This is a genomic window from Mucilaginibacter polytrichastri (genome assembly GCF_001911425.1).
GTDB classification, from domain to species: Bacteria; Bacteroidota; Bacteroidia; order Sphingobacteriales; family Sphingobacteriaceae; genus Mucilaginibacter; species Mucilaginibacter polytrichastri.
The window spans coordinates 2,804,856-2,829,289 of sequence record NZ_MPPL01000001.1; the positions used below are offsets into that span (position 1 = coordinate 2,804,856).

Below are 24,434 nucleotides of genomic sequence, written 5' to 3' on the forward strand. Positions count from 1 at the left end.
CTTAATTTTAAGTGCGTTTAAGCTCCTTTTGAATACTCGAAGTTAGCATGGTATCACTAGTTTATTTAACCCCCGTCACTTCAACCGTTGTAAAAAAACAATGCTTTTTCTTACTTTGAATAAAAACCAAAAGGGTTATTGGTGCTAATTATTTCAATCAATACTTTATTCTTATACAGATTAGTTCTTATTACCTTTCAATAAAATGAGAAGAGTTTAATTTATCAGCATTACACTAACATAATATTGCTGTAAACCAGACGATAGCATCTTCTTAGGCTACACTTAACCCGTAACAACAAAAGTGAATTATAAAACAACAAACATTAAAGCTAAAATATGGATGGTAAGCCTTCTCATATTTAGCGGATTTTACTCGTTTGCCCAAAAAGGTAAATATATTGATGGTCGCCCGTCAACCAATTTAAGGGTAGCGTGTACTGATGCTGGTGTTGTTTTAACCCATGGAAACGGCCCCGACAGTTGCGACGCTTATGGTGCAAGGGAAGCGATAGTTAACAAAGCAGGCGGCACTTATTATCTGTTTTACGACGGTGCAGGCAGCACAGGCTGGCTGGCTTGCCTTGCAACGAGTAAGGACTTGAACGCATGGACAAAAAAGGGTACAATACTATCATTAGGTACCTCCAATAAACCAGATCATAAAAGTGCATCCTCGCCATGGGTGATAAAAGCAGGGAACGAATGGCATATGTTTTACCTCGGTACGCCTAATACCTCACTTGGGCCAGACCGTGTGCCCGCATTTCCATATTTAACAATGAAGGCAAAATCCGTATCGCTGTCAGGCCCATGGATCAAACAATACGATGTTAAGCCTTTTTCCGGTAAGAAAAACAGCTTTTACAGCGTTACTTCCAGCCCCGGATTTATTGTAAAATACAAAGGTCAATATCTCCAATTCTTTAGCGGTGCCACCCAGGATAGCACAGGCACAAAGAGAACACTGGGGCTTGCCACTACGCGCGATTTAAATGCTACATGGGTTATACGGCAGCATCCTGTTTTTCCGTTAACAGAACAGGTAGAAAATTCATCGATATATTTTGATGCAGGAGCCAAAACATGGTATTTATTTACCAATCATATTGGAATAACAGATTCCGGAACGGAGTATACCGATGCGATATGGGTATACTGGTCAAAAGATATCTTTCATTGGCAAACCGATCATAAAGCAATAGTATTGGATAAAACCAATTGCACCTGGGCAAAGGGTGCTATCGGTATGCCATCAGTAATACGAGTAGGTAAAAGGCTGGCCATGCTTTACGACGGCGCCGAAGGAAACTCTATAAGCCACATGCAACGAAATATTGCATTGGCCTGGATAGATTTGCCACTAAAAATAAAATAGGTCAACCCGGAAAAATCTAAATGAAAACATAGACATCAGGATACTAAAGACATATACATGCTGGAGCTTTATTATTTAACACCACTGGATAAAATCTAGCAGTCTTATTGCTTTTTGCTAATAATTTTTTGGTGAAATCCGGGAGGTGGTGGATCGCTTCCTCCCGGATTTGTTCTATATACTGCGATAAATATTAGATCAGGTTAAGTTTCAAATACTATTTAAAATCATCGGCTGTTACACCTGAGTTTAACTTAATGTCTGTAATGGTTATGGCAAAACTTTGCTCTTGCCCTACTGCCGATTGGGTAATGGTTTGTTTATACGGAAACATTACCATACCCACTTTACGATAGTCACTTAATTCAACAGTGCTTACAGTATTGGTGCCATTCACTACAGTTGTACTTTCTTTTTTTACCAATAGTTTGCTCTTTGTATCATAATATTCGCTAGTGGTTTTTCCTGTAGGGTCGGTAACGGCTATCTGGTAAGCATCTGAACTCCCTACCTTTTGAATTCCCTTAACCTCCAATTTAAATGCCGGGTTGTTAAGGTAATCCAACTGCTCGGTTGTACCTGTAAAAACTTTCTTTTGGGCAACTTCGTCAGCAACTAAGTCTTTTTTATTACTCATTTGCATCTGGTAACCTTTTTCGCCATCAAAAGTAGATTTCATCATCACGTTGCCACCCATTGTGATTGTCATTACCTCTTTGTTCGGTGCCATTTTTTTCTGGTCAACATTCAGGGTCATCCCCTGTACAGCCATAGTACCAACTGCCTGCATAGATGTTATTTTTTTTAATTCTGCAACACCCCCAATGGTAGCAATGTAATCTTTAATTACATCACTGGCTTTAACATTAGGCATCGCCGCAGCTTTTGCCCCTTCTGTAACCGGACTTGCATATTTATCATACAGTTTTACCGGGTAACCACTTTTTTTCAACCCCTCCATTATCTGCGCTGCATTGCCTACCACAACTATACGGGTATCGTAATTGAGGTATTTTTGAGCCACACGCTGAATATCCTGTGCAGTAACGGCGTTAAACTTTTGCAAGTAAGTTTTGTAAAAATCGGCAGGTAAACCATTAATGAGAATGGTACTGGCAAATGTTGCCGTACGTGCCGGATCTTCCAGTCCTAGAGCAAATGAGCCATTGTATAAAGCTTTCGCGCTGCTCAATTCTTCGGCGGATACTTTTTCGGTGCGGATGCGTTTGATCTCGTTCAAAAATTCAGTTACCGCACTATCTGTTTTAGCTGTACGTACAGAAGCCGAGGCACTGAACAAAGACTGCCATCTGCCCGAGCCTACGCTTGAATAAGCACCATAAGTAAAACCATGCTTTTCGCGAAGGTTCATAAATAGATGACTTTCTGCACCGCCACCCAATATGTAGTTAGCCAATAAAGTGGGGAAATAATCTGGATTGCTTTTTTTCAGGTCAATCAAATTTACTACTCTGATTTCTGATTGTACTGCAGTTGGCACATCAATTACATCTATCTCTGTTTTAGCAACGTTAGCTACCGGAGTTAACTTAGGCAGCGTGAGTGCAGCACCCTTCCATGTACCAAAAACCTCGGTTGCTAAGGCTTTTGCATTTGCAGGAGTAATATCGCCAACAATAGTTAAATAACTTCTTGATGGGGTGATGTATTGGTTATAGGCTGTTTTAACATCAGCCAGGGTTACACTTTGCACGGTTTGCTCGGTTTCAAATTCACCATTAGGGTGTGTTTTACCGTAAGCAAGCGCATTGGTTACACGGCTCGCAATGGCTGTAGCATTTTTCTCTTCAGATTTTAAGCCTGTGATGGCCTGTGATTTAAGCTTGTCAAATGATTCTTGCGTAAACGACGGCTCCTTTAAAGCTTGCCCCATTAGCGTGAAAGCCTCTTTAAAATAACGCGTTAATGCCGACGCACTACCACCCGATGAATTTAAGCTTACGTTAGCTCCCAGCTTTTCAACAGCTTCGTCAAAAGCAGCTTTAGGTAGGGTTTTGGTACCTTCATTCAGCATCCCGCCCATTAGCCTGATCACCCCGGCTTTACTACCCTCAGTTCTTGGGCCTGCATCGATCAGCAAACTGGCTGATACCTTGGGCAGGCGGTGGTCTTCAACCACAAGCACGGTAATACCATTAGGCATGTTATATATAACCGGGTCTTTGATACTTAAAACCGGGGCCGGGCCTGGTTTTGGTTTTTGGTTACGATCTATAGTTTGCGCCTGGGCATACTGCATCAGCAATGCACCGGCCGCTATGATGATATATTTCTTCATTATAAATGTATAATTCTTTTTGATTGATGTATAATTGATTATTGCGCTGTTTTACCTTTTGCAGGCATATAATACAATATAAGGCGCTGGTTATTGTTGAGGTATTTGCGTGCTGCATCCCTGATCTCTTCACGGGTTATTTTTCTTAGCTCGGTCAATTCCTCGTTAATGTGGTTGGTATCTTTGTGGTAAAAAGTATAACCGTTGGACAGGTTTTCGGCAATACCCAGCATTTTAGTATTGGCGCTTACAAAGCCATCCTCAAACTGGTTCTGTAATTTTTGGTAATCAGCTTCGCTGATCAGGTCTGTTTGAAGTTTCTTTATTTCTTCATCCATATCGGTCAATAATCCGGCGGGGGCGGCCCCTGCGTTAGGCAGCGCACCTACAATATACATCCCATAATCTTCCAACGCGTAGTTGAAAGCAAAAACCTGCAGCGCATCCTTCTTTTCGTCAACCATCTTTTTATACATCCTTGAGCTTGATCCGCCTGATAATATGGAAGATATCATTTCCATTACTTTTGAATCGCGTGTGTCTTTACCGGGTACACGGTACGCAGCCAAAATAGCCGGAATCTGGATGTTAGCATCGTAAGCCGTATCGGTTACTGCTTTGGTAATCGGAGTTTCTTCGGCCTTTTTATAAACCACATCCGCGCCGCGCGGCACAGGGCCAAAATAAGTATTAATTAATGCTTTAGTTTTAGCCGGGTCAATGTCACCAGCTATCGTAAGTACGGCGTTGTTTGGTGCATAAAATTGTTTAAAAAAAGCTTTAAACTCATCCAGTTTGGCGGCATCAAGGTCGGTCATCGTCCCGATAACGCCATTACGATAAGGGTGATTAATAAACAAACCCTTTGCAATATCATCAATAACATTACCATAAGGGCGGTTATCCAGGCTTTGGCGTTTTTCTTCTTTTACAACTTCGTTTTGTGTTTTCACACCAATTTCGTTGATAACAGGATGCAACATACGCTCACTCTCCAGCCAAAGGCCTAACTGTAACTGATTGCTCGGGAAAACCTCGTAGTAAAAAGTGCGATCCTGTGTAGTGTTGGCGTTATTTTGTCCACCATTTGACGACACGATTTTGAAAAACTCACCCCGTTTGATATTTTCAGATCCTTCGAATAAAAGGTGCTCAAAAAAGTGGGCGAAACCGGTGCGACCGGCAACCTCATTTTTTGAACCTACGTGGTACATTACAGATACCGCCACTACGGGTGTGTTATGATCCTGATGAAGAATAACGTGCAGGCCGTTCGGCAGATCGTATTCTGTAAATTCTATTTTTTGTGCGTTAGCCTGAATACCCAGCATAGACATAGCTATTGTTGTGATCCAAACATGTTTTCGTATTTGCATATAAATTATTGATTTTTGGTTGAAAGTAATGTAATGGTAAATATAGATGTAACTTGGGTATATTATTTGTCTCATACAGAAATATCTAACATCGGATATAAGCATTTTTAGTATGAAAGCTGTTATCGAGTGCCCCTTAAAGCTTTCATAAACTTTACTAACTATTCATATAGATATGGCTGCATCAAACTATAAACCCTCCTGAAAACGGATATCTTTAATTCCCAAATTGGCACCAGCTAATCTGCTTATAATTTGATTGAATTGCAATCTATCCAGGCATTGGAAATACGGTTATCAATGATAGATATTCATTGTTTTTGACCAACGCGGATTGTTCAACTATCTTAATGTATAAAGGGTAATTTGACAACGTTGCAAGAATTTCACTACCCCGCTTTTGATCAACTAAAACGACCAAATTGCCACTTATCGAGTCAAACGGCAATTTATGCCTGAGTTTTTGAGTTGAACAACTAAAAAGTAACGAACTAAACAGAAAAGGAAGGGCATAGCCCAACCTTTTCCAAAAAAATATTTGTTTGCCCATTTATTGGTGACACTGTTTTGATACCGCCAAAGCGAATTTTGAATTTATACCTGTGTAACAGATGAACTCAGGAACCGAAAATCTCCTTTAATTTTTTGTTGAGATCTTCCCCGGTTAGGTTCTTTCCAATGATTTTACCCGTTGGATCAATCAGGAAATTTTGTGGAATTGCTCTGATACCATATTGCTTGGCGGCCGCGTTATTCCAGAATTTCAAATCAGATACCTGGGTCCATTCTAATCCATCTGCTTTGATCGCTGCCAACCAAGCATCCTTTTTTCCAGGCTGGTCTAATGAAACGCTAAGCACTGTGAAATTTTTAGCTTTAAACTGATGATAAGCCTTTACCACATTTGGATTTTCGGCACGGCAAGGCCCGCACCACGAAGCCCAAAAATCAAGCAATACATACTTCCCGCGAAAATCCGATAACTTTACAGGCTGATCATTAGTATCATTTTGAGTAAAATCTGGTGCCATGGTGCCAACGGCGGTAACCTTGGCCATAGCTATTAATTTTCCAAATTCAAGCGCCTCGCGGCTATTCCTGATATTTGGAGATAACTTATTATACAAAGGTTCAATTTTATCAACGTCTATTATTGGCCCTGCTACATCAACAAGCGTTAAATAGCTGATGTAAAAATCAGGATGTTGTGTAATAAATTTTAATTGTAATGCCTCCTGCTCGGCTGCCAAACTTTTAAAACCTAAATGCATAGTCTTCTGAAACTGTTGGTCTTTACGCTGTTCGGGCGTTGCTGCTTCAGATTTAGCAATGAGTGCATCAATTGCCTTATCGGTGCTAGACATCGTTTTTAGGTAGAGGCCATTTTGATCATTAATGGCCGAACCGGTAAATATGCCCTTAGAAATGGAATCAACAGCTGATACCTTAATCTCACCTTTTTCAAGAAGAACAGGAAGCGCATCTCTTTTTGCACCAAGCTTAAATAAACCTACACCAGTATGATCCAGCGTAAGGCGGCCACTGCAAATCCCGGAAATATCGCCGCTAAACTCAAAATTTCCTGTTGCAGATTTTACAGAATCGAGCCTGGACTTGCCACTTTCAAAATAATATAAATAAGCTGTAACCGGCTTTTTAAGGCCGCTAACGTTAGCCTTTAATACAAAATGTCCGCCCTGCGCCAACGCAGCTAATGGGCAAAGTGCTGCAAATAATAAAATAATTTTTTTCATGATGAGTAATTTTTGACCGATAACTGATAAATCAGCTATGGACGATAAAAAAATGACGTGTGAAATATGCGGCATTAGTAACTGCGGAAGCTGTATGCCCCACATCAGCAACTAAGTAGAAAGTAAAGAGCAATAAGTTTGAAAGAGAACTGAATCACTCCATACTTTCTACTAAAAATTTGTTCGCTTAAAACTAATAACCTGAATTTTGTGTAAGATTGTTATTATTCTGGATTTCTGTTTTAGGTATAGGGTATAAGGCTGCATTAGCCTTCCAGCCAGATTTTGCAGCGCCCAAAACAGCATCAGCCCTTCCCGTTCTTCGCAAGTCGTTCCAACGGTGGCTGTATTCGCCAAATAATTCAATACGGCGCTCCTGCTCAATAGCCAGTAAAATATTGGCTTGCGTAACCGCAGTTGTTCCGGTTAGGCCGGCACGGCTCCTTATTACATTTATATCAGCAATAGCACCGCCTAAATTATTTTGCTGAGCCCGTGCTTCGGCCCGTATCAGGTACTGTTCGGCCAGTCGCATGTAAGTACAATATTCACCGCCGGCTATTGTATTGTTTGCGGTGTTTTTATACTTTGACAGGTAATAATAATTAGCTCCCTGATAATTACTTACCCCAACCCAACTTGTAAACCGGCGATCGCCAGTTTCAAATGCATTTACAAGATTAGAGGTTAACTGAAAATCAGGAATAGTTGTGTTATCAAATGCATAATACTGGCCCTCTGTTGTATAATCACTCGAATTAGCGTTATCAAACTGCAAAATCGCTTCAGTATTATTTTTAGCAAAAATGCCACTCAAAGCCGATGCATTTAATAAGCTATATAAGCTGCTGGCCCCTATTAAGGTGCCTGCATTGGTCTCTGCATTTGGCCAATCTTTGTTGTATAGATTAAGGCGTGCCAGCAAAGCAATAGCTGCATACTTATTAGGGCGGGTACGCTGGCTGCTTGTAAATGAATAATCGGCAAGTAATGTATTTTTAGCATCGGTTAAATCCTTGCTAATTTGCTGATAGACCAAAGCTTTAGAGCTACGGGTTAATTGATTGTTCACTTTTTGGTCTGTAGTCAATGCCAGCGGTACATCTCCCCACAAATTAGTGAGGTAAAAGTAGCATAACGCTCTCATAAATTTAGCCTCACCTATTGCCTCTGCTTTTAAAGCATCACTAATACCGCCGGTACTATTGTTTACGCCTGTGATAATTGCATTTGCCTGATAGATTGACTTATAAAGGCTGGACCACATGGAAAGGCAGTAACTATTATCTGTTTGAAGGGCATCCTGAACAAAAGGATCAAAATCGGCCACGCTTGTAAAATACTGTGTTTCATCTGCAGAGTTCCCGGTGACAAATGACAGCGAAAATTCCGTATCGTACGAATTAGTGATGGCAAATGTAACATACATACCCGCTAAAGCAGACTTTACCGTGTTATCACTTGTAAAAACAGTAGCGGTAACCAGTTGGTTACTGGGTGGATCAACATCAACAAACTTTTTACAACTGCTGGTTACCATACCAATGGTTATAACCAGTGTAGAGATCCATATTTTATAATTAATTTTTAAAGTTTTCATGTCCGGGGATTTTAAAATGAGAAATTAATACCTGCAATAAAGGTCCGCAAGGGAGGGATATTACTGGCCGGCGTTTCCGGATCATAACCCTTAAATTTGGTAAAGGTCAGCAGGTTTTGTCCCTGAAGATACACGCGGGCCGAACTCATTTTTAAGTGCTTAACCCAGTTGTCTTTAAATGTATATGAGAAGGCAACATTTTTAAACCTCAGGTAGGCGCCGTCACTCAATACGGCATCAGATTGTACGTATTTAACAAAGCTGTTATATGGTGTACCGTCTGTGTTATATCCAAATGTGCGGGTTGCAATTTTACCATTGGTTTGCTGGAATAACTGATAAATATAGCTGGACATATTTACCGCGTTATAACCCGGGGGCGCTGTGCCGGCATAGTAATCTATACCATATTTAGTACTGTGACCTGCAAACTGAATCAGCATATCTAACTGAAAGCCTTTGTACTTGAAACTGTTATTGAGCCCGCCATAAAAATTGGGATCTGTTTTGCCTACAGCTACCTTATCGCCAAGGCCATTTGCTGCCAGGCCGGTTTCGGACGGGTTGATAATATCAGTAGATCCACTTTTATTAGCATCTTCAATAGTTGGCAAATTGGTAACCGGAGACAAGCCGGTATAATGGTAAGCATAAATAGTACTCATGGATTGCCCTACCACCATTAAATTTGCATAACCTGTATTGGCAATATTATCAAACGCTAACAGCTTGCTTTGCGCAAAACTGATGTTGAAATTGGTAGTCCAGTTAAAATTCTTTGATTTTATGTTTTGTGTAGTAAGTGTAAACTCCAGCCCCTTTTGCTGGATGGTGGCCGGCAGGTTAGCGTAATACGAGCTAAACCCAGTTACATTTGTTAAAGGGCTGCTTACTAATGGGTTATTGGTACGGTTGCGAAACCAGGCACCGGTTAACAATATTCTGTCCTTTAAAAAACCCAGGTCTAAAGCAAATTCCAGTTTCTTATTAACCTCCCACTTTAAATCTGGATTGGCCAAATTTGTGGGAACTAGACTACCTACAGCACTGTAATTGTAATAAGTGGTTTGATAGGTATCTAGATATTGATAATTTGGAATCTGATCATTGCCAGACGAGCCGTAACTACCCCTAAGCTTACCATAACTTAACCAGGGAAGGCTATTTTTCAGTAAACTTTCCTCTGTAAAAATCCATGCGGCACCAGCAGAACCAAAACTACCGAAACGGTTATTTACACCAAATTTGGAGGAACCATCATACCGGTAATTTACGTTTAGGATATATTTATTTAGCCAGTTATAATTCAGGCGCCCAAACAGCGATTGATATTTGTATTCGGAATTAAAGTTGTAAACATTAACCGCACCCGCTGCGGCTACTGAGCCTAGTAGTGCATCTGAAGTGTAGTTGGTGCCTACGACATATACCGGCTCATCATATTGATTATCCTGATAGGTAGCACCTGTAAGAATGTTGAGGTTACCCTGGCTAATTTTTAAAGTATAATCAATCTGCGGCTCTACATTCCAGGTTTGCGCATTGTTTTGTTGCCTGGATGAAAATGGCAATTCACCTGAGTAAGGATTAATACTTTGGGAATAGCTTAAATTTTGTGCATCTGCGGTAATTTTATTGTATGAAGTATTTAACTTAATATTTAGGCCCTTAACCGGAGTATATTTTAATAAAATGCCGCCAATTAAATTATTGTTTTTGGCTTGGTATTTTTCATACATGTACTTGAGCGGGTTATCATAGGCTAAACTGAAAGTATTAAGATTAAACCAGTAAAGCCCATTACCTGCGGCGTTGTAAAGGGGGAAATTTGGTGCCTGGCTAAAAGCTACAGCGCCTAAATCTGTACTGGAACCCTGCCTGGCTACATTATCGTTCTTATCAAAAGTTAGGGTGGTGGTAATATTGGCTGTAAACTTACGGTCTAACGAACTATGCTCAACCGAAAAATGAACACCACCCCTATTGTAATCATACCCGCCCGGTATTACCGTCGTTTCGCGGTGATAGGTGCCACTTAAAAGAAAATTGGTTTGGCTGTTACCACCCGAAAACGAAAGCGACCCGTCTGTAGCTCGTGCGGTGTGGCCCATTAGCAGCTTTTGAAAATCGGTGGTTTTGGTGGTATCCCAAACCACTAAATCGGGCGCATTAGAAGCCGTAGGTGTCCTTCCTGAATTAGCGAAGGCTCTTCTGCGTACTTGCAGATATTGCGCTGGCGTCATATCAGAAACCCGGTGCAGGTTGGCCACGTCAGACAGGCCGTTGCTAAAATTAACATCCAATTTGGTTTTGCCAGATTTGCCTTTTTTAGTAGTAATTAGTATTACACCATTTGCACCGCGGCTTCCGTAAATAGAAGTAGCATCCGCATCTTTAAGTATCTCTATGCTTTCAATATCTGATGGATTGATGGTGTTTAACGGGCTATTGCCAAAAGATGGCTGTAAGTACCCTACCGTATTTCCCCCTGCCGTGTAAATGGGTTCAGACAGAAAAGGAACCCCATCTATAATATATAATGGGTTAGTGCCGGTAGCTGGCACACCATCAACAGAGGGAAGGGATTTTGCTGCACGTATCTGCACACTAATACCTGCCCCGGGCGTACCACTGTTTTGCGTAATCAGCACACCAGGTACCTGCCCAGATAAAGCCTGCAAAACATTAGTTACGGGTTGCTTGGCAATATCTGTAGCGGTTATTTTTGCTATGGAACCTGTACTGAGGCGTTGGCTGGTATTTTGGCCATAGGCAACTACTTGTACCTCATCCAGTTTAGAGGTACTCAGCTTCATGGCTATGCTTATAACAGAAGATTTCTTTTCCTTTACAACAAATTCTAATTTTTCATAACCGATGTAGTTGAATATTAAAACATCGTTTTCATATAGATCGTTTAAACTAAACTCTCCTTTCAGGTTAGTAATCGTTCCTTTACCGGTTCGTTTGTTGATAACAGTGGCACCTGCCAGCGGATTTCCTTCGCCGGTAACAACGCCATTGATATTTTCAAACAAAGCTAATAGCCTGGTTACTTTATCTAACAGCGACAATTCTTTTTTCGAAACGATTACTGATTTATTTTCAATTTTATATTCCAGCTGCTGCCCTTTAAATATTTCCTTTAAAGCATCTTTTAGTTCGGCATCCTTTACATCAACGCTTACGGGTGCAGCGCCTTTAAGTGTTGATGCCGTAAAAAGGAAATCATAACCGGTTTGAGCCCTGATTTGCTCAAAAACATTAGTCAGGGGTACAGCCTTTGCCGCAAGGGAAACTTTTTGCGCATAGGTACTTGCGCTTACCTGAACGATAGCTGTCATTAAAATTAAAGTAGCTAACTTCATGATCAATAGCAATTTGCTCACACGACCCAAGGGCTGTGCAAAATTCTTAGGGTAAAATTTGTACATTTGTATGGCTGTATTATTGCGTTGTGCCTATTCATTTTCGAGATGGTGCAGGCGCTTCGCGGTTATTAATAATATTAATTGTTATGTAATCCGGCTTTAGTCATCCCGGCTCCACCCGGGGTGACTTTTATTTTTGGATTACTAAGGGTAAGTATATTATCCTATCACAGTAACCCTCCTTCCTTTGATGCTAAAGTGTACACCTTTTGTTTGTTGAAGCATTTCTAAAACCTCGCTGATGTTTTTGTAACGGGAAATAGTTCCGTAATATCCTTCATTAGAAACCATCCCTTCGTATGCAACATCAATATCATACCAACGGGATAACTTAGACATTATATCCCTGATATTTTGATTATTAAACCTAAAGTATCCATTTTTCCAGGCTATTGCTTCTTCGGTATTAGCGTGATCAATTACCTGCATCTTATTACCATCAAACTGTGCCTGCTGGCCCGGTTTTAATAAATTAACCTGCCCCGAAGTCGAAACTTTAATGCTTCCTTCCAATAAAGTTGTTTTCATAATTTGTTCATCGGCATAAGCATTAATATTAAAATGCGTTCCAAGTACTTCTGTTGTTTGGTTGCCGGCAGCCACCCTAAAGGGTTTAGCCGGGTTATGTGCCACTTCAAAATATACCTCTCCGGTAATAGTTACCTCTCTGTAATCTTCCGTAAAAGCGGTGGGATATTTAATAGATGACGCAGCATTTAACCAAACATGGGTACCATCTGCTAAAACAAGGTGGTATTGCCCGCCTCGGGGAGTAGTCATAGTATTGTACATTACTTCATCTTGACCAGATGCAGGGGCATTATAAATAACTTCACCATCGGCGGCTTTATTAATTTTAGTATTACCCTGGTTGGCTAATATTCCTTTTCTAGCTCCGGTAAGCGTAATCTGCCGGCCATTATTTAAAGTTAAAATTGCTTTATTGCTTCCGGGTGGGATATCCTGTTTTTGAATAATTGCGATTTGCTGCTGCGATGGCTGATAGTACCAAAAGAAATAAGCCGAAGCAGAAAGAATCATCAAAATGGAAGCAGCAATAGCTATACGGGGCCATATGTTGATAACAGGCATCTGTTGCTTGGAAAGTTTACTCCAGATCTCTTCTTCTATGCTGTCATAATCTGGTTCGGCTAACGTAACCTCACGCGTTGATAGCGTTTTCTCATACCAACTTTCCACAATTGCTTGCTCTTCAGCTGTACAAGTGCCTGCAATATATTTTTTAATTAACGATTTTGCCCTGGTATTTTCCATAAATCCAAATCAGCAATGCTGTGTATATGAATAAGACGGTTTTGGAAGGCTCTTGTGTAATACTAATTGAAAAAAAAGTAAAAAAATATTTAGAATAGCATAATTGAATGCTACCGAAGTTAATTCTATCTAAAAAAAAGGAACAAAAAAGCCAATAATAAAACTCCAAACTTTATACGGAGTATTTTTAAAGCGTTACTAATCTGTTTTTTTACCGTATTATCGGTAATATTCATTTTTTCAGCAATTTCTTTGTAAGACAGATTTGATTTTCGGCTTAATTCAAATACTTCCCGCATTTTTTGTGGTAACAAGGCAATTTCCAGTTCTATCCTTGTATTCAATTCTTTTTCTCTTAGCAAATTATCTGTTGTAAACTCACCACGATCAATAAAAACTTCTAAAGAAGAAAAATAATCGTCTTTAACCTTATTTCGATCAATCAAGTCAAATATCTTGTTACGTAAAGCCGAATAAAGAAATGCTGGCAAAGTTGTGTTTACAAATAGCGCCGGCCCTTTTAACCACACCATTGCAAATATATCCTGTACCACATCTTTGGCTTCCTCATCATTTTGCAATATCCTTCGGGCATGTTTAAAAAGTAAGGCCCAATATCTGCGGTAAATAACCTCATATGCAGAATGTTTACCCGCTCTTAAAAGGGCAACTAATTCTTGATCATGAAGTTCGTTGTACAAAGCCATATTCTTAAAACACAAGAACGACCAATATAATAAAAAGCATTAAAATTTCAATCGACCGTTTGCAACATCTAAGCAGCACAATTTCAACGACAAAAGCGCAGATAATTAAAATCCCAGGCAGAATATAAAGACTTTTACCTCCTAATTAAGATAGCTTATTGGGCTCTTATCCAACCGAAGTATTAATTATTTTGTAATATCGTTAACTCATCATTATTATACTTGTAACAATAAGAGATTCATCGTCAGAACAATAACGATGTTACAAATACTTTCGATTTTACTGATGAAACTTACATTTATACCGCTGTTAACTATAGTTTAAAAGTCTTCAGGCTTTCGTTGGCATATTTCCTAATTATTGAACTGATAAGATGCAAGTATAACAATTTATATAAAATCTATAGAATATATATTCTTTTTAAATATGCAAGACTAACATGCTAATAGCAACAGTACTTTAGTTTTGAAAGCTATTTTTTTATCCTTGGTAAATAGGATAATAAATCTGCCAGCTATAATGTGAAGTTCATTTTAACAAAAAATAGCTACCGGAATTTGCGTTCGCATTGTTCAATATTACCAAGGCCACTATACAGTAAGCGATAACTCATCAACTATTATTCGTTAACATTTGTGGTACATTGCTGAATTTTTTTCCATCTTAGATATGAGCAAACAAAATATAATCATGAAGATAATCTCTCTAAAAATAGTTGCTGGTTGTGTTATATTGTTACTTATTTTAGCCTGTAAAAAAACACTGTCACAGCAATCTCCTGCTGCTGAAACTTTGAGCATGGCCGAAGTTACATCCAACGCGGTAACCTCAATTGCACACCCCGGCATGCTCCATAACGCGACCGATTTTATCAGAATGACAACTAATGTAAATGCAGGAACCCAACCCTGGCTTAGCGGATGGAACAAGCTAGTTGCTAACCCTCACTCCTCTTCAACCTATACACCAAGGCCGGTGAAAACCATAGTAAGGGGCACCCCAGCCAATAAAGCGCCGGAGAATTATATTTTAGCTTGCCAGGATGCAGCCGCAGCCTATCAGGAAGCACTGCGCTGGAAAATAAAGGGAGATGTGGCATGTGGAAATAATGCCATAAAAATAATGAATGCGTGGGCGAAGACCTGCACATCAATTGACGGAGATTCTAATGCGGATCTGGCTGCAGGATTACAGGGTTACCAATGGGCAAACGCCGCAGAAATTATGAGGGATTACAGCGGATGGGGCCCTGATGACTTTAAGGCTTTTAAAAACTGGATGCTCAATGTTTACTATCCAGTATCGTACGATTTTTTGAACAGGCACAACGGAACTTGTAATACACATTATTGGTTAAATTGGGATATGTCAAACATGTGTACAGTGCTTGCTATAGGCATTTTATGTGACGACACAGCAAAAGTGAATTATGCCATTAATTACTACAAAAACAATGGAGTTGGTAACGGGTACATTGGCCGGGTGTGTGCTGCCGTTTATCCAAATGGTATGTCTCAACCTCAGGAAGCTGGAAGAGATCAGGGTCATGCCAGTATGATTGTACCTCTCTTAGGCGCATTTTGTACAATGGCCACCAATCAAGGAAAAAACCTTTTGGATTATAACCCGTGGAATGAGGTTAATCCACGTTTATTGGGTGCAAGCGAGTATGTGGCAAGCTATAATATGGATAGCACCAATACAGTGCCCTATACTCCCTACAATAATTGCGACAATGTAAACCAAACAGCTATTTCAAGTAATGGCAGGGGTACCATACGACCGGGCTGGGAACTGATATACAACTATTACGTTAAATTTAAAGGTAAAGCTGCGCCTTTTACAACACAATTTGCCGCCAAGGTAAGGCCAGAAGGCGGTGGTGGAGACTATGGAACTACAAGCGGCAGCTATGACCAATTGGGATTTGGGACTTTAACCTTTTCCCGTTAATTAATAAAACTATTTCACAAAGTTACAAACAATCATGGGCCAACTACCAAAATTTAAATTTGAACTCGAAAAAAAAGAACCCCGTATAGGCAATGGGGGTGTTACCAGAGGGGCTTCAGTAAAAGATTTTCCTGCATCAATTGGCTTGGCAGGAGTTAGCATGCATCTCGAATCCGGTGTCATACGTGAATTGCATTGGCATGCCAATGCATCGGAATGGGGATATGTATTAAAGGGTTGTGTGCGCACTACCATATTGCACCCCGATGGTAGTTTTTACATAGACTATTTCTATCCCGGCGACGTTTGGTATTTTCCAAAAGGATATGGACATGTTTTACAAGGCGTAAGTGATGAGGATGCCCATTTTATCCTGATATTCGATAATGGAAATTTTTCTGAAGACCATACATTCAGTATCACCGATTTTGTTTCAAGCGTACCAAAAGAAATTGCAGCTCAAAATTTAGGCTTGTCCTTGGAACAACTTGAAAAATTATATCAAGGGGAAGCCTATTTTGCAAAGTGTGAAATACCAACAAACGAAAATGGACTGCTATCAACTCGTGAGGAATGTTCTCTCACTACTATGCACAAATATCCTTTAATGGCACAAACACCCCGCATTTTTGAAGGAGGTATACAAAGAGTGGTAACACAAGACGATTTTCCTATATCACAAAATTTATGCGGTTCTGTTATAGAGCTTCAGCCAAATGCTTTGCGTGAACTTCATTGGCATCCTAATGCCGATGAGTGGCAATATTTTATTGAAGGAAATGCAGAAGTAGGCATTTTTTTGGCACAAGGAAATATTGTAATAGATCAATACGAAGCAGGCGATATTGGTTATGCTCCAATGGGAGCTGGACATTATATAAAAAATACTGGAGATAAGGTTTTGAAAGTGTTGATTGGATTCAATAATGGACATTACCAATCTGTAGACTTAAGCGATTGGATAGCAAAAAATCCCAATGATATATTAGAAGGTAATTTTCAGATTTCAGAAGATATTGCTGATAAACTACCTAAAAACGCCAAAAGATTTTTAAAAAAATAAGACTTACAAATCGTAATTTTTGGAATGAAACAAATAAAACTTGTGCTTTTTTTATTTTTAGCAGTCGCTTTATTTTCTTGTTCATCTGTTTTGAGAAATCCCCAAGTTTTAGCTTTAACTACAGATTATTGCAAACCTCAATCAGATTATTTTTCTTCTAAGGAAGAATATCAAGATAGGGTATCGAATCTTCAAGACAGTTTATTAGTTGGTAAAATGCAGAAAAGTGATTATCTTTTTGCAAAGAATATCGGTATACTTTCTTTGCTTTCAGATTTCGTTTTGACTAAAGATACATTAGCTAAAATGGCTTACAGACAAAAGATTAGCGATAGAATATTTCTTGTAAATACAGAGTTAAATGCCGTTTCTGCCGAACTGGACTGTAACGGAGAAAGGTATTCTCAACTTTCCAACTACTTAAATGATATTAACAATAAAAACCTTAGAAAAGTAACAATAGCATCTATTTCAACAGGAGCATTAGTGGCGATAGCATCCTCGTTAATTGGCAATAAAAATACCGATATAGCCGTGAACATTAGTGGTGGAGTAGCTAGTGCAGGATTAGGATTTTTAACGCTAAACCCCAAAGGCAGAAAGGTAGAAGTGAGTTTTTCAAGAAGTTTGGTTGCAAATATTTGGAACAATCAAAACACTGACAACGCTTTTCCAATGCCAATTTGGAAAATAATGAACGAAAAAGCTTTTAGCAACTCGGGGGAAGTATCGCTTGCAGAAAGTATAAAAAAGCGCTGGTTACAGTATTCTTTTGATGGAAGTATATCTGAAAAAACGACAAATCAATTCTTTAAAAAAGGCGGTCTATTTTCTGCAGAAGATCTTCAAAAAATCGAAAGTATGAATAACCAATTACAGGCGAGTATTAGATCTCTCCAACAAAATATGCTTAGTTTACTGATATCAATTGATAAGGTGAAGTAAAATGGTTGGGATGATATAAAATTCGTCACTATATTTTTGTGTAAAAACTTACAAATAGCGATCTTATGAAATTAATATCTTTAAGAATTATAATTAAATATATTATGGGGAATTATTGGCGCAGGGATATTCCGCATACTAGCATAACACATAACTTATAGTGTATTTCTAATCATTGATGCCAATATTGGTGAGTGATAAATTTTCAAACTATGAAAACCGGGCAATGAAATGACTTAAGCCCTCTACAAACAAATGAGTGCCAGGGCATTGTTGTAGTAATTGCCTGGAGTTCCTTTTTATCTAATAAACCGTATCGACGTCATCTCTGGACATTGAAAATTTCGCAAAGGGATCATTTAATATCCAGCCAAATTTCGAATTTCGCCGGCGGTTACTATCTTCCCCCAATCGATCAGATACTTTCTCGCATCATAAACCTTGTTTTGCAAAACATCCAGGTACTCCTTAAGCGAACTACTGTCCTCTTTCGTACCTGAGGAACGGTTTGATTTGTTGTTCCACCTGGAGGGTTCCCAGGCTCTTTTGGTGGAAAGGTCTTTTTCCAACCCATCGACAGTAATTCTCAAATAAACAGGAATTGGTCCCTGTTCATAATACTTTGGCTTTTTCAGATAGAATAGTAACACGAAGCTTTTTCTAACATAACGATAGTTTTAAGGTGATTAAATATCGATTATGAAATAGGAAAATAAAATGGTGTATAATAATCGAACACGTAGTTAATAGCGATTTATACTACTTTGAGTGAGTCATTCTTTTAGAGCATGAATGACTCCACGAATCACTCACCCAAATTCAATGATTCATTTTGATATCTTGTAAAACCCAAAAGCCTGTAAATCAGTAGATTTACAGGCTTTTGTTACTCTTTGATAGCGTTATCAGCGGTGAAGGAGGGATTCGAACCCTCGGTACAGTTTCCCGTACGTCAGTTTAGCAAACTGATCCTTTCGGCCTCTCAGGCACCTCACCTTTTGTGAATATAATGTCCCGTTTTGGGATTGCAAATATAGTAAAACAGAAAGCGTGTCAAAATAAATTTTACAATTTCTAGTAATCAATTCGCACGTGGTATATGCTCATAAGCATTTTCTTAAAAATGTCCTTTATAGTTTGTAGGTCTTTAAGGGTAATGTCACAATCGTTAAGTTGCCCCTGGTCAAGCTTATAACTCACAATACGGTCTACCAAATTACTGATAGATTGTGCGTCAGGTTCGCGTAAAGACCGGGATGCAGCTTCTACAGAATCTGCCAACATTAACACTCCCGTTTCCTTAGAAAATGGCACCGGGCCGGGGTAACGAAAGATATTTTCATCTATTCCCTTCTCCGGATAGTTCTTTAAAAACGATTGGTAGAAATAATCTACCCTCGTATTGCCATGATGGGTGCGTATAAAATCAACCACAATTTCGGGCAGGCTATGTTTCCTCGCCAGTTCTGCACCCTTGCTTACATGGCGGATAATGATCTGCGCGCTCTCTTCGTAAGGCAGCTTATCGTGCGGATTAAAACCCGAGCTCTGATTTTCTATAAAATATAAAGGATTCTCCAACTTGCCAATATCATGGTATAATGCCCCCGCCCTAACCAGCAATGCATTGCCACCGATGCTATAAATAGCATTCTCGGCCAGGTTTGCCACCTGCAAAGAGTGCTGAAATGTACCCGGTGCACTAAATGCCAGTTCGCGCAGTAAAGTAGCATTGGTATTGGTAAGCTCTATCAGTGTAATTTCTGATGTTATGCCAAACACACGTTCAAAAGCATAAATAAGCGGATAGGCTAATAAAGTTAATAGTACACTTACCACAAATGGAAAAAAGTCCATCCAATCTATATTCATAAAGCTACCCTCACGAATAAAGGAGATCCCCACAAAGGCCACAAAATAATTAAAGGTAATAATAGCTGCCGATGTTAAGAACTGGTCTCTACGGATAAGATTTTTAATGCTGTAGATGGCAACCATACCCGAGGTGATCTCGAAAAAGGCAAACTCGAAACTATTTGGTACAAAAAAGCCTGCAACCAATATAACCAGCAGGTGTATATTAAGCGCCAAACGCGTATCAAACAATATGCGGATGATGAGCGGCACAATGCAGTAAGGAATGTAATAAAGGTTGGGTAACTGTATTTTAATTGCCCATGAAAGCGTACCCAGCATGGCCGTTATTACCAATAAAATAAGCCCGACCAGCCGGTTATCGTAATAGATATCCTTACGAAAAAGATAAAGGAAAACGATAAGTAACGTAATTACGATAGAAACCAGCAAAAATTGCCCCAGCAGTACCAGGTTTCTGTTACCATTTATACGGGCATTGTCTTCAAATGCTTTCTTGTACGATTCAAGCTTTTGATATACATCATTATTGATAACAGAACCTTTAATTACAATAACCTCTCCCTTTTGTACCATTCCGCTGGTTACAGAAATACCTTCCAGTACTTCTTTCTCTAAACGGTTGGTAAGCTTATCATCATAAATAAGGTTATTCTGTATCCGGTTCTGCAGCAGGTTTAGTAAAAATGCCTTATCAAGATTGGTGGTATTAAGCACCTTTTCACAATAGCTTTGTGCGCGTTCCTTAGTTAAAAGGTCGGCCGTATTCTTTTCGCCGGCCACGTTATGGTTTAATACCGTAACCGGGTAATTCTCTGCATTGTGCTGATATTTTACATTTAATGATAATACGCCTTTATCATAAATATCGCCCAATAGATTAAGCCCTACCGTAAGATAACGGGCCTTTAAACGGTCATTTAAGCCAGCATCATGCCACTTAATTTCAAAATCGTTTTTAAAGCCATCTTCTTGTTCCTGCTTTATATCATTATCAAGCTGGTAAACAGGCTTTATAGTTTTAAGCGCCGATGCCTTATCGCTCTCTATTTCCTGAGTGGTTTTCAGGATCGCGAAATTGTATGGCGATATCAGATCTTTCTGGTTCCAGATCCGGCCTTTTTCATATTCATATCTGAATTTGGCTTGTTTGGGGAGCGTAAAAACAATTACACAAATACTCGTCAGAATCATTACGATCTTCAGATTAAATGCATACTTGCGTAAAAGGGCCTTTTGGCGCGAAGACGAGAGTTTTGCCATTGAATATATTAGCTCACAAAATTAAGAAAGTTTCTGCCACTTACCTTAAGTGTGCAAATTAACTGTTTAAGCTAAAAAACAATTAACACATAAAACTCCTGAAAACCAATTGAAAGATAACAATTAGCTTAAAACCTTTTGGTTATTATTGCTTAAATACCATTCATAAACAAGCTCGAGGCCTTGTTTAAAAGAGTATTCGCACTCATAACCAATTGCCCCTCTTATTTTGTCAATACTGGCAAGCGAATGCTTCACATCACCTGCGCGCTCATGCCTGTATATAGGGCTAATATCTTTACCGGTGATTTGTTTTAAGATATCTATAACACCATTTAAATCAATTTGGCCGCCGCAGGCTACATTAAAAACCTCGTGCCCGGTAAGTCTTTCAAACAACATCGATTTTATGTTGGCTTGTACCGCATTGGCTACAAAAGTAAAGTCGCGGCTCGTTTTTCCGTCACCGTTAATAACAGGTTGTACACCGTCTATAAAAGATTTGCAAAAAATAGGGATAACCGCAGCATAAGGATTATCCGGATTTTGTTTTGGCCCAAAAATATTGAAGTAACGTAACCCTATGGTATGGCAACCATATACTTTACTAAAAACATCGGCGTACATTTCATTAACTGCTTTAGTAACAGCATAAGGCGATAACGCCTTACCCTCTTCGCCCTCTACCTTTGGCAGCGCTTTACTATCCCCGTAAGTAGACGATGAGGCCGCATAAACCATTCTTTTAACAGAGGGTGTGTCCTTAACGGCAGTAAGCATATTTAAAAAGCCCGATATATTTACATCATTAGTGGTGATGGGGTCTGTAATAGACCGAGGCACCGAGCCTAGTGCCGCTTGGTGGCTAACATAATCAACCCCGGCAAGTGCCGCTTTGCAGGTTTCCAGATCACGTATATCACCTTTAATAAACTCAAAATTACCAAGCCCTTCATACTCTTCAATATTACTGTAATAACCGTTAGACAGGTTGTCGAGTACCTTAACATGACCTGCACCATGTGTTATTAAATATTGAACCAGGTTACTGCCAATAAAACCAGCGCCACCAGTTACTAAAAAAGTATTTGCAGATATGTCTTGAAGGTGATATTTTGAATTATATAAGTTCATGTATTAATTAAATTATTACTATAATCCGGGTAGGAGTTTTAATATTGTTAGCATCGCATTTAGTTCAATATTACTCATATTCTCACACATTCGCCTCCGAAATTAAAAAATTTCTGTGCGTTACATTAACTACTATATTTTCAGTATTTAAACAATCATGGTAATAAGTTAATCTTTATCATTCAAAGCAAAAAGTTAAATTGCGTCACCAAATTATAACGCAGATTATGAAAGAAGTATATATAGTTGCTGCTACCCGCACAGCCATTGGCAGTTTTGGGGGCAGCCTTACCCCCTTTACTGCAACGCAATTAGGCGCACTGGCTATTAAATCGGCTGTAGAAAAAGCCGGACTAGTACCCGCATATGTGCAGGAAGTTTACATGGGCAACGTTATGTCGGCCAATTTGGGGCAGGCACCTGCAACCCAAGCTACCCGCTTTGCCGGTTTGCCCGATATCCCCGCTACCACGGTTAACAAAGTATGCGCATCTGGCATGAAAGCCATTATGTTGGCTGCCCAAAGTATTGCATTAGGCCAACAAGATATTATTGTAGCAGGCGGCATGGAGAACATGAGCAATGTACCTTACTATTTAGATAAAGCCCGCACAGGTTATCGTTTAGGCCACGGCCAGATAACAGACGGCTTGGTAAAAGATGGTTTATGGGATGTTTACAACGATTATCACATGGGCTCAGCTGCAGAATTATGTGCTACAGAATGCCATATTAGCCGCGAAGCGCAAGACGCTTACGCTATTGAATCATATCACCGTGCACAAAATGCACAGGCCGATGGCCTTTTTAAGGCAGAGATAACCCCTGTTGAAATCAAAGATAAAAAAGGCAACATTACTATTTTTGACCAGGATGAAGAACCCGGTACTGTTAAATATGATAAAGTAGCCAGGTTAAAACCCGTGTTTGACAAACAAGGTACAGTAACTGCGGCCAACGCATCGAGCCTTAATGACGGTGCTGCCGCATTGGTACTTATGAGTAAAGAGCGTGCCGAAGCCCTTGGTATAAAGCCTATTGCCCGCATTATAAGTTATGCCGATGCACAGCAAGCACCGGAGTGGTTTACCACCGCCCCGTCTAAAGCTATCCCCCTGGCCTTGCAGCGTGCAGGGCTCCCGGCCGATGAAATTGATTATTTTGAAATTAATGAGGCTTTCTCTGTCGTGTCTATTGCAAACAACCAGATTTTGAAGCTCGACCCAGCAAAAGTAAACGTAAATGGTGGTGCGGTATCATTAGGCCATCCACTGGGTGCATCGGGTGCCCGAATTATTGTTACTTTAGTGCATGTTCTCCAACAAAACAAAGCCCGCTACGGTGCTGCCGGAATTTGCAACGGCGGTGGTGGTGCCAGCGCAATGGTTATTGAAAATTTGCGTTAATAAATTTATGATCAAACGACTGCTCATCTGTTTTTTAATTTTCGTCCCGGCGTTAATACAGGCACAGGTTCGGCCGCAAAAAAGCATGCTAACCGTTTATCAGGACAGCCTTAAGCACCTCGGCTATAAAATGATAAACAATGAAGAGGATGTGGAACGCAAGAGCGCCAATTACGATTTCATTAAAACATTAACCGCCACGTTAAAGCTGCCGGGATCATTTGGCTTTAAATTCGATTCTGTTAAAACTGTAAGCATCATTACCTCGCCCGATGACCGTTTCCGTATTTTTAGCTGGCATGTAATGAACCAGGACGGCAGTTACCGCTTTTACGGTACTATACAAATAAACACAGGTACTGCCCCGCTCGAAATGTATCCTCTTGCAGATTATTCGCCGTTTATAGCTAATCCGCAAGATACTGTAACAGACAACACCCATTGGTATGGTGCACAGTATTACCAGATTATCCCGGTAAATGCCGCTAACCCTTATTATGTATTATTAGGTTGGAAGGGCAATACCGTAAAATCAACAAAAAAAGTAATTGAGGTTTTATCTTTTAAAAACGGCAAGCCGGTGCTGGGCTTACCCGTATTTACTGATAAGCTTGGGTCCAAAAACCGGGTGGTATTTGAATACTCGCGCCAGGTATCTATGATGTTAAAGTATTTGCCCGAGCAGCACACCATTATTTTCGATCACCTTTCGCCGCCCGATAAGCGATTTAAGGATAAGCCCGATACGTTTGGCCCTGACCTAAGTTACGATAATTACCGCCTACAAAATGCTGTATGGATATTTCAGGAGAACATAGATCTGCGCAATGTTGCGGACCCCAACGATGTAGACATAGACCCTAAGAAGCAGGCACGCCAGGACGGAGCCGCCGCCAGGGCCGGGCATAATTAACTGATCTACATCGCATTATCAGAAGCAATAGTAACCAATACCAGTGTTAACAGAATTTAAT

16 protein-coding genes and 1 tRNA gene are annotated in these 24,434 nt (G+C 39.8%); 6 read left to right on the plus strand and 11 right to left on the minus strand.

The genetic code is table 11. The features are described from left to right. The first annotated feature begins 304 nt into the window (after window positions 1-304). On the plus strand, window positions 305-1,378 hold the full coding sequence (locus tag RG47T_RS11920) for a glycoside hydrolase family protein (RefSeq protein ID WP_216351048.1): 1,074 nt from the start codon (window positions 305-307) through the stop codon (window positions 1,376-1,378). A gap of 217 nt (window positions 1,379-1,595) precedes the next feature. Here RG47T_RS11920 and RG47T_RS11925 read toward each other — a convergent pair whose 3' ends face one another. From RG47T_RS11925 to RG47T_RS11960, 7 genes are all read right to left on the minus strand, one after another. Beyond that, on the minus strand, window positions 1,596-3,677 hold the full coding sequence (locus RG47T_RS11925) for a M16 family metallopeptidase (protein WP_074489677.1): 2,082 nt from the start codon (window positions 3,675-3,677) through the stop codon (window positions 1,596-1,598). A 38-nt stretch (window positions 3,678-3,715) separates the two neighbouring features. Continuing rightward, on the minus strand, window positions 3,716-5,053 hold the full coding sequence (locus RG47T_RS11930) for a M16 family metallopeptidase (RefSeq protein WP_171972522.1): 1,338 nt from the start codon (window positions 5,051-5,053) through the stop codon (window positions 3,716-3,718). Between the two features lie 617 nt (window positions 5,054-5,670). Further along, complete coding sequence (locus tag RG47T_RS11940; protein WP_074493380.1) at window positions 5,671-6,807, minus strand: TlpA disulfide reductase family protein; 1,137 nt, start codon at window positions 6,805-6,807, stop codon at window positions 5,671-5,673. Between the two features lie 193 nt (window positions 6,808-7,000). Then, window positions 7,001-8,407 (minus strand): RagB/SusD family nutrient uptake outer membrane protein, encoded by a 1,407-nt coding sequence (locus RG47T_RS11945; protein WP_074489679.1) that lies wholly within the window; start codon window positions 8,405-8,407, stop codon window positions 7,001-7,003. Between the two features lie 11 nt (window positions 8,408-8,418). Next, window positions 8,419-11,841, minus strand: a complete 3,423-nt coding sequence (locus tag RG47T_RS11950) for a SusC/RagA family TonB-linked outer membrane protein (RefSeq protein WP_074489680.1) — start codon at window positions 11,839-11,841, stop codon at window positions 8,419-8,421. A gap of 156 nt (window positions 11,842-11,997) precedes the next feature. Further along, window positions 11,998-13,113, minus strand: coding sequence for a FecR family protein (locus RG47T_RS11955; RefSeq protein ID WP_074489681.1), 1,116 nt, complete (start codon window positions 13,111-13,113; stop codon window positions 11,998-12,000). Between the two features lie 125 nt (window positions 13,114-13,238). Then, a complete protein-coding gene (locus tag RG47T_RS11960) occupies window positions 13,239-13,820 on the minus strand; it encodes an RNA polymerase sigma factor (protein ID WP_074489682.1) in 582 nt (193 codons plus the stop codon). 691 nt (window positions 13,821-14,511) lie between these two features. Between RG47T_RS11960 and RG47T_RS11965 the strand changes: the two genes are divergently transcribed. From RG47T_RS11965 to RG47T_RS11975, 3 genes are read left to right on the plus strand one after another with little or no spacing between them, the layout of a single operon-like run. Then, window positions 14,512-15,774, plus strand: coding sequence for an alginate lyase family protein (locus RG47T_RS11965; protein WP_171972523.1), 1,263 nt, complete (start codon window positions 14,512-14,514; stop codon window positions 15,772-15,774). A 34-nt stretch (window positions 15,775-15,808) separates the two neighbouring features. Further along, a complete protein-coding gene (locus RG47T_RS11970) occupies window positions 15,809-16,837 on the plus strand; it encodes a cupin domain-containing protein (RefSeq protein WP_074489684.1) in 1,029 nt (342 codons plus the stop codon). A 24-nt stretch (window positions 16,838-16,861) separates the two neighbouring features. Beyond that, the gene (locus tag RG47T_RS11975; RefSeq protein ID WP_074489685.1) at window positions 16,862-17,782 is read left to right on the plus strand and encodes a hypothetical protein; all 921 of its coding nucleotides are present in this window, start codon (window positions 16,862-16,864) and stop codon (window positions 17,780-17,782) included. Window positions 17,783-18,141: 359 nt separating this feature from the next. Here RG47T_RS11975 and RG47T_RS11980 read toward each other — a convergent pair whose 3' ends face one another. The 4 genes from RG47T_RS11980 to RG47T_RS11995 all read right to left on the minus strand — a co-directional run bounded on the left by RG47T_RS11980 (window position 18,142) and on the right by RG47T_RS11995 (window position 22,054). After that, complete coding sequence (locus RG47T_RS11980) at window positions 18,142-18,432, minus strand: Arm DNA-binding domain-containing protein (RefSeq protein WP_074489686.1); 291 nt, start codon at window positions 18,430-18,432, stop codon at window positions 18,142-18,144. A 259-nt stretch (window positions 18,433-18,691) separates the two neighbouring features. Then, window positions 18,692-18,778: transfer RNA gene (locus RG47T_RS11985), tRNA-Ser, on the minus strand. A 78-nt stretch (window positions 18,779-18,856) separates the two neighbouring features. Beyond that, entirely contained in the window at window positions 18,857-20,920 is a 2,064-nt protein-coding gene (locus tag RG47T_RS11990; RefSeq protein WP_074489687.1) for an HD family phosphohydrolase, read from the minus strand. 123 nt (window positions 20,921-21,043) lie between these two features. After that, window positions 21,044-22,054 carry an SDR family oxidoreductase gene (locus tag RG47T_RS11995; protein WP_074489688.1) on the minus strand — a complete coding sequence of 337 codons (1,011 nt, stop codon included), beginning with the start codon at window positions 22,052-22,054 and terminating at the stop codon, window positions 21,044-21,046. A gap of 227 nt (window positions 22,055-22,281) precedes the next feature. Here RG47T_RS11995 and RG47T_RS12000 point away from each other — a divergent pair, with 227 nt between their 5' ends. Further along, window positions 22,282-23,460, plus strand: a complete 1,179-nt coding sequence (locus RG47T_RS12000; RefSeq protein ID WP_074489689.1) for an acetyl-CoA C-acyltransferase — start codon at window positions 22,282-22,284, stop codon at window positions 23,458-23,460. Between the two features lie 7 nt (window positions 23,461-23,467). Next, complete coding sequence (locus tag RG47T_RS12005) at window positions 23,468-24,373, plus strand: hypothetical protein (RefSeq protein ID WP_074493383.1); 906 nt, start codon at window positions 23,468-23,470, stop codon at window positions 24,371-24,373. The last annotated feature ends 61 nt before the right edge of the window (window positions 24,374-24,434 follow it).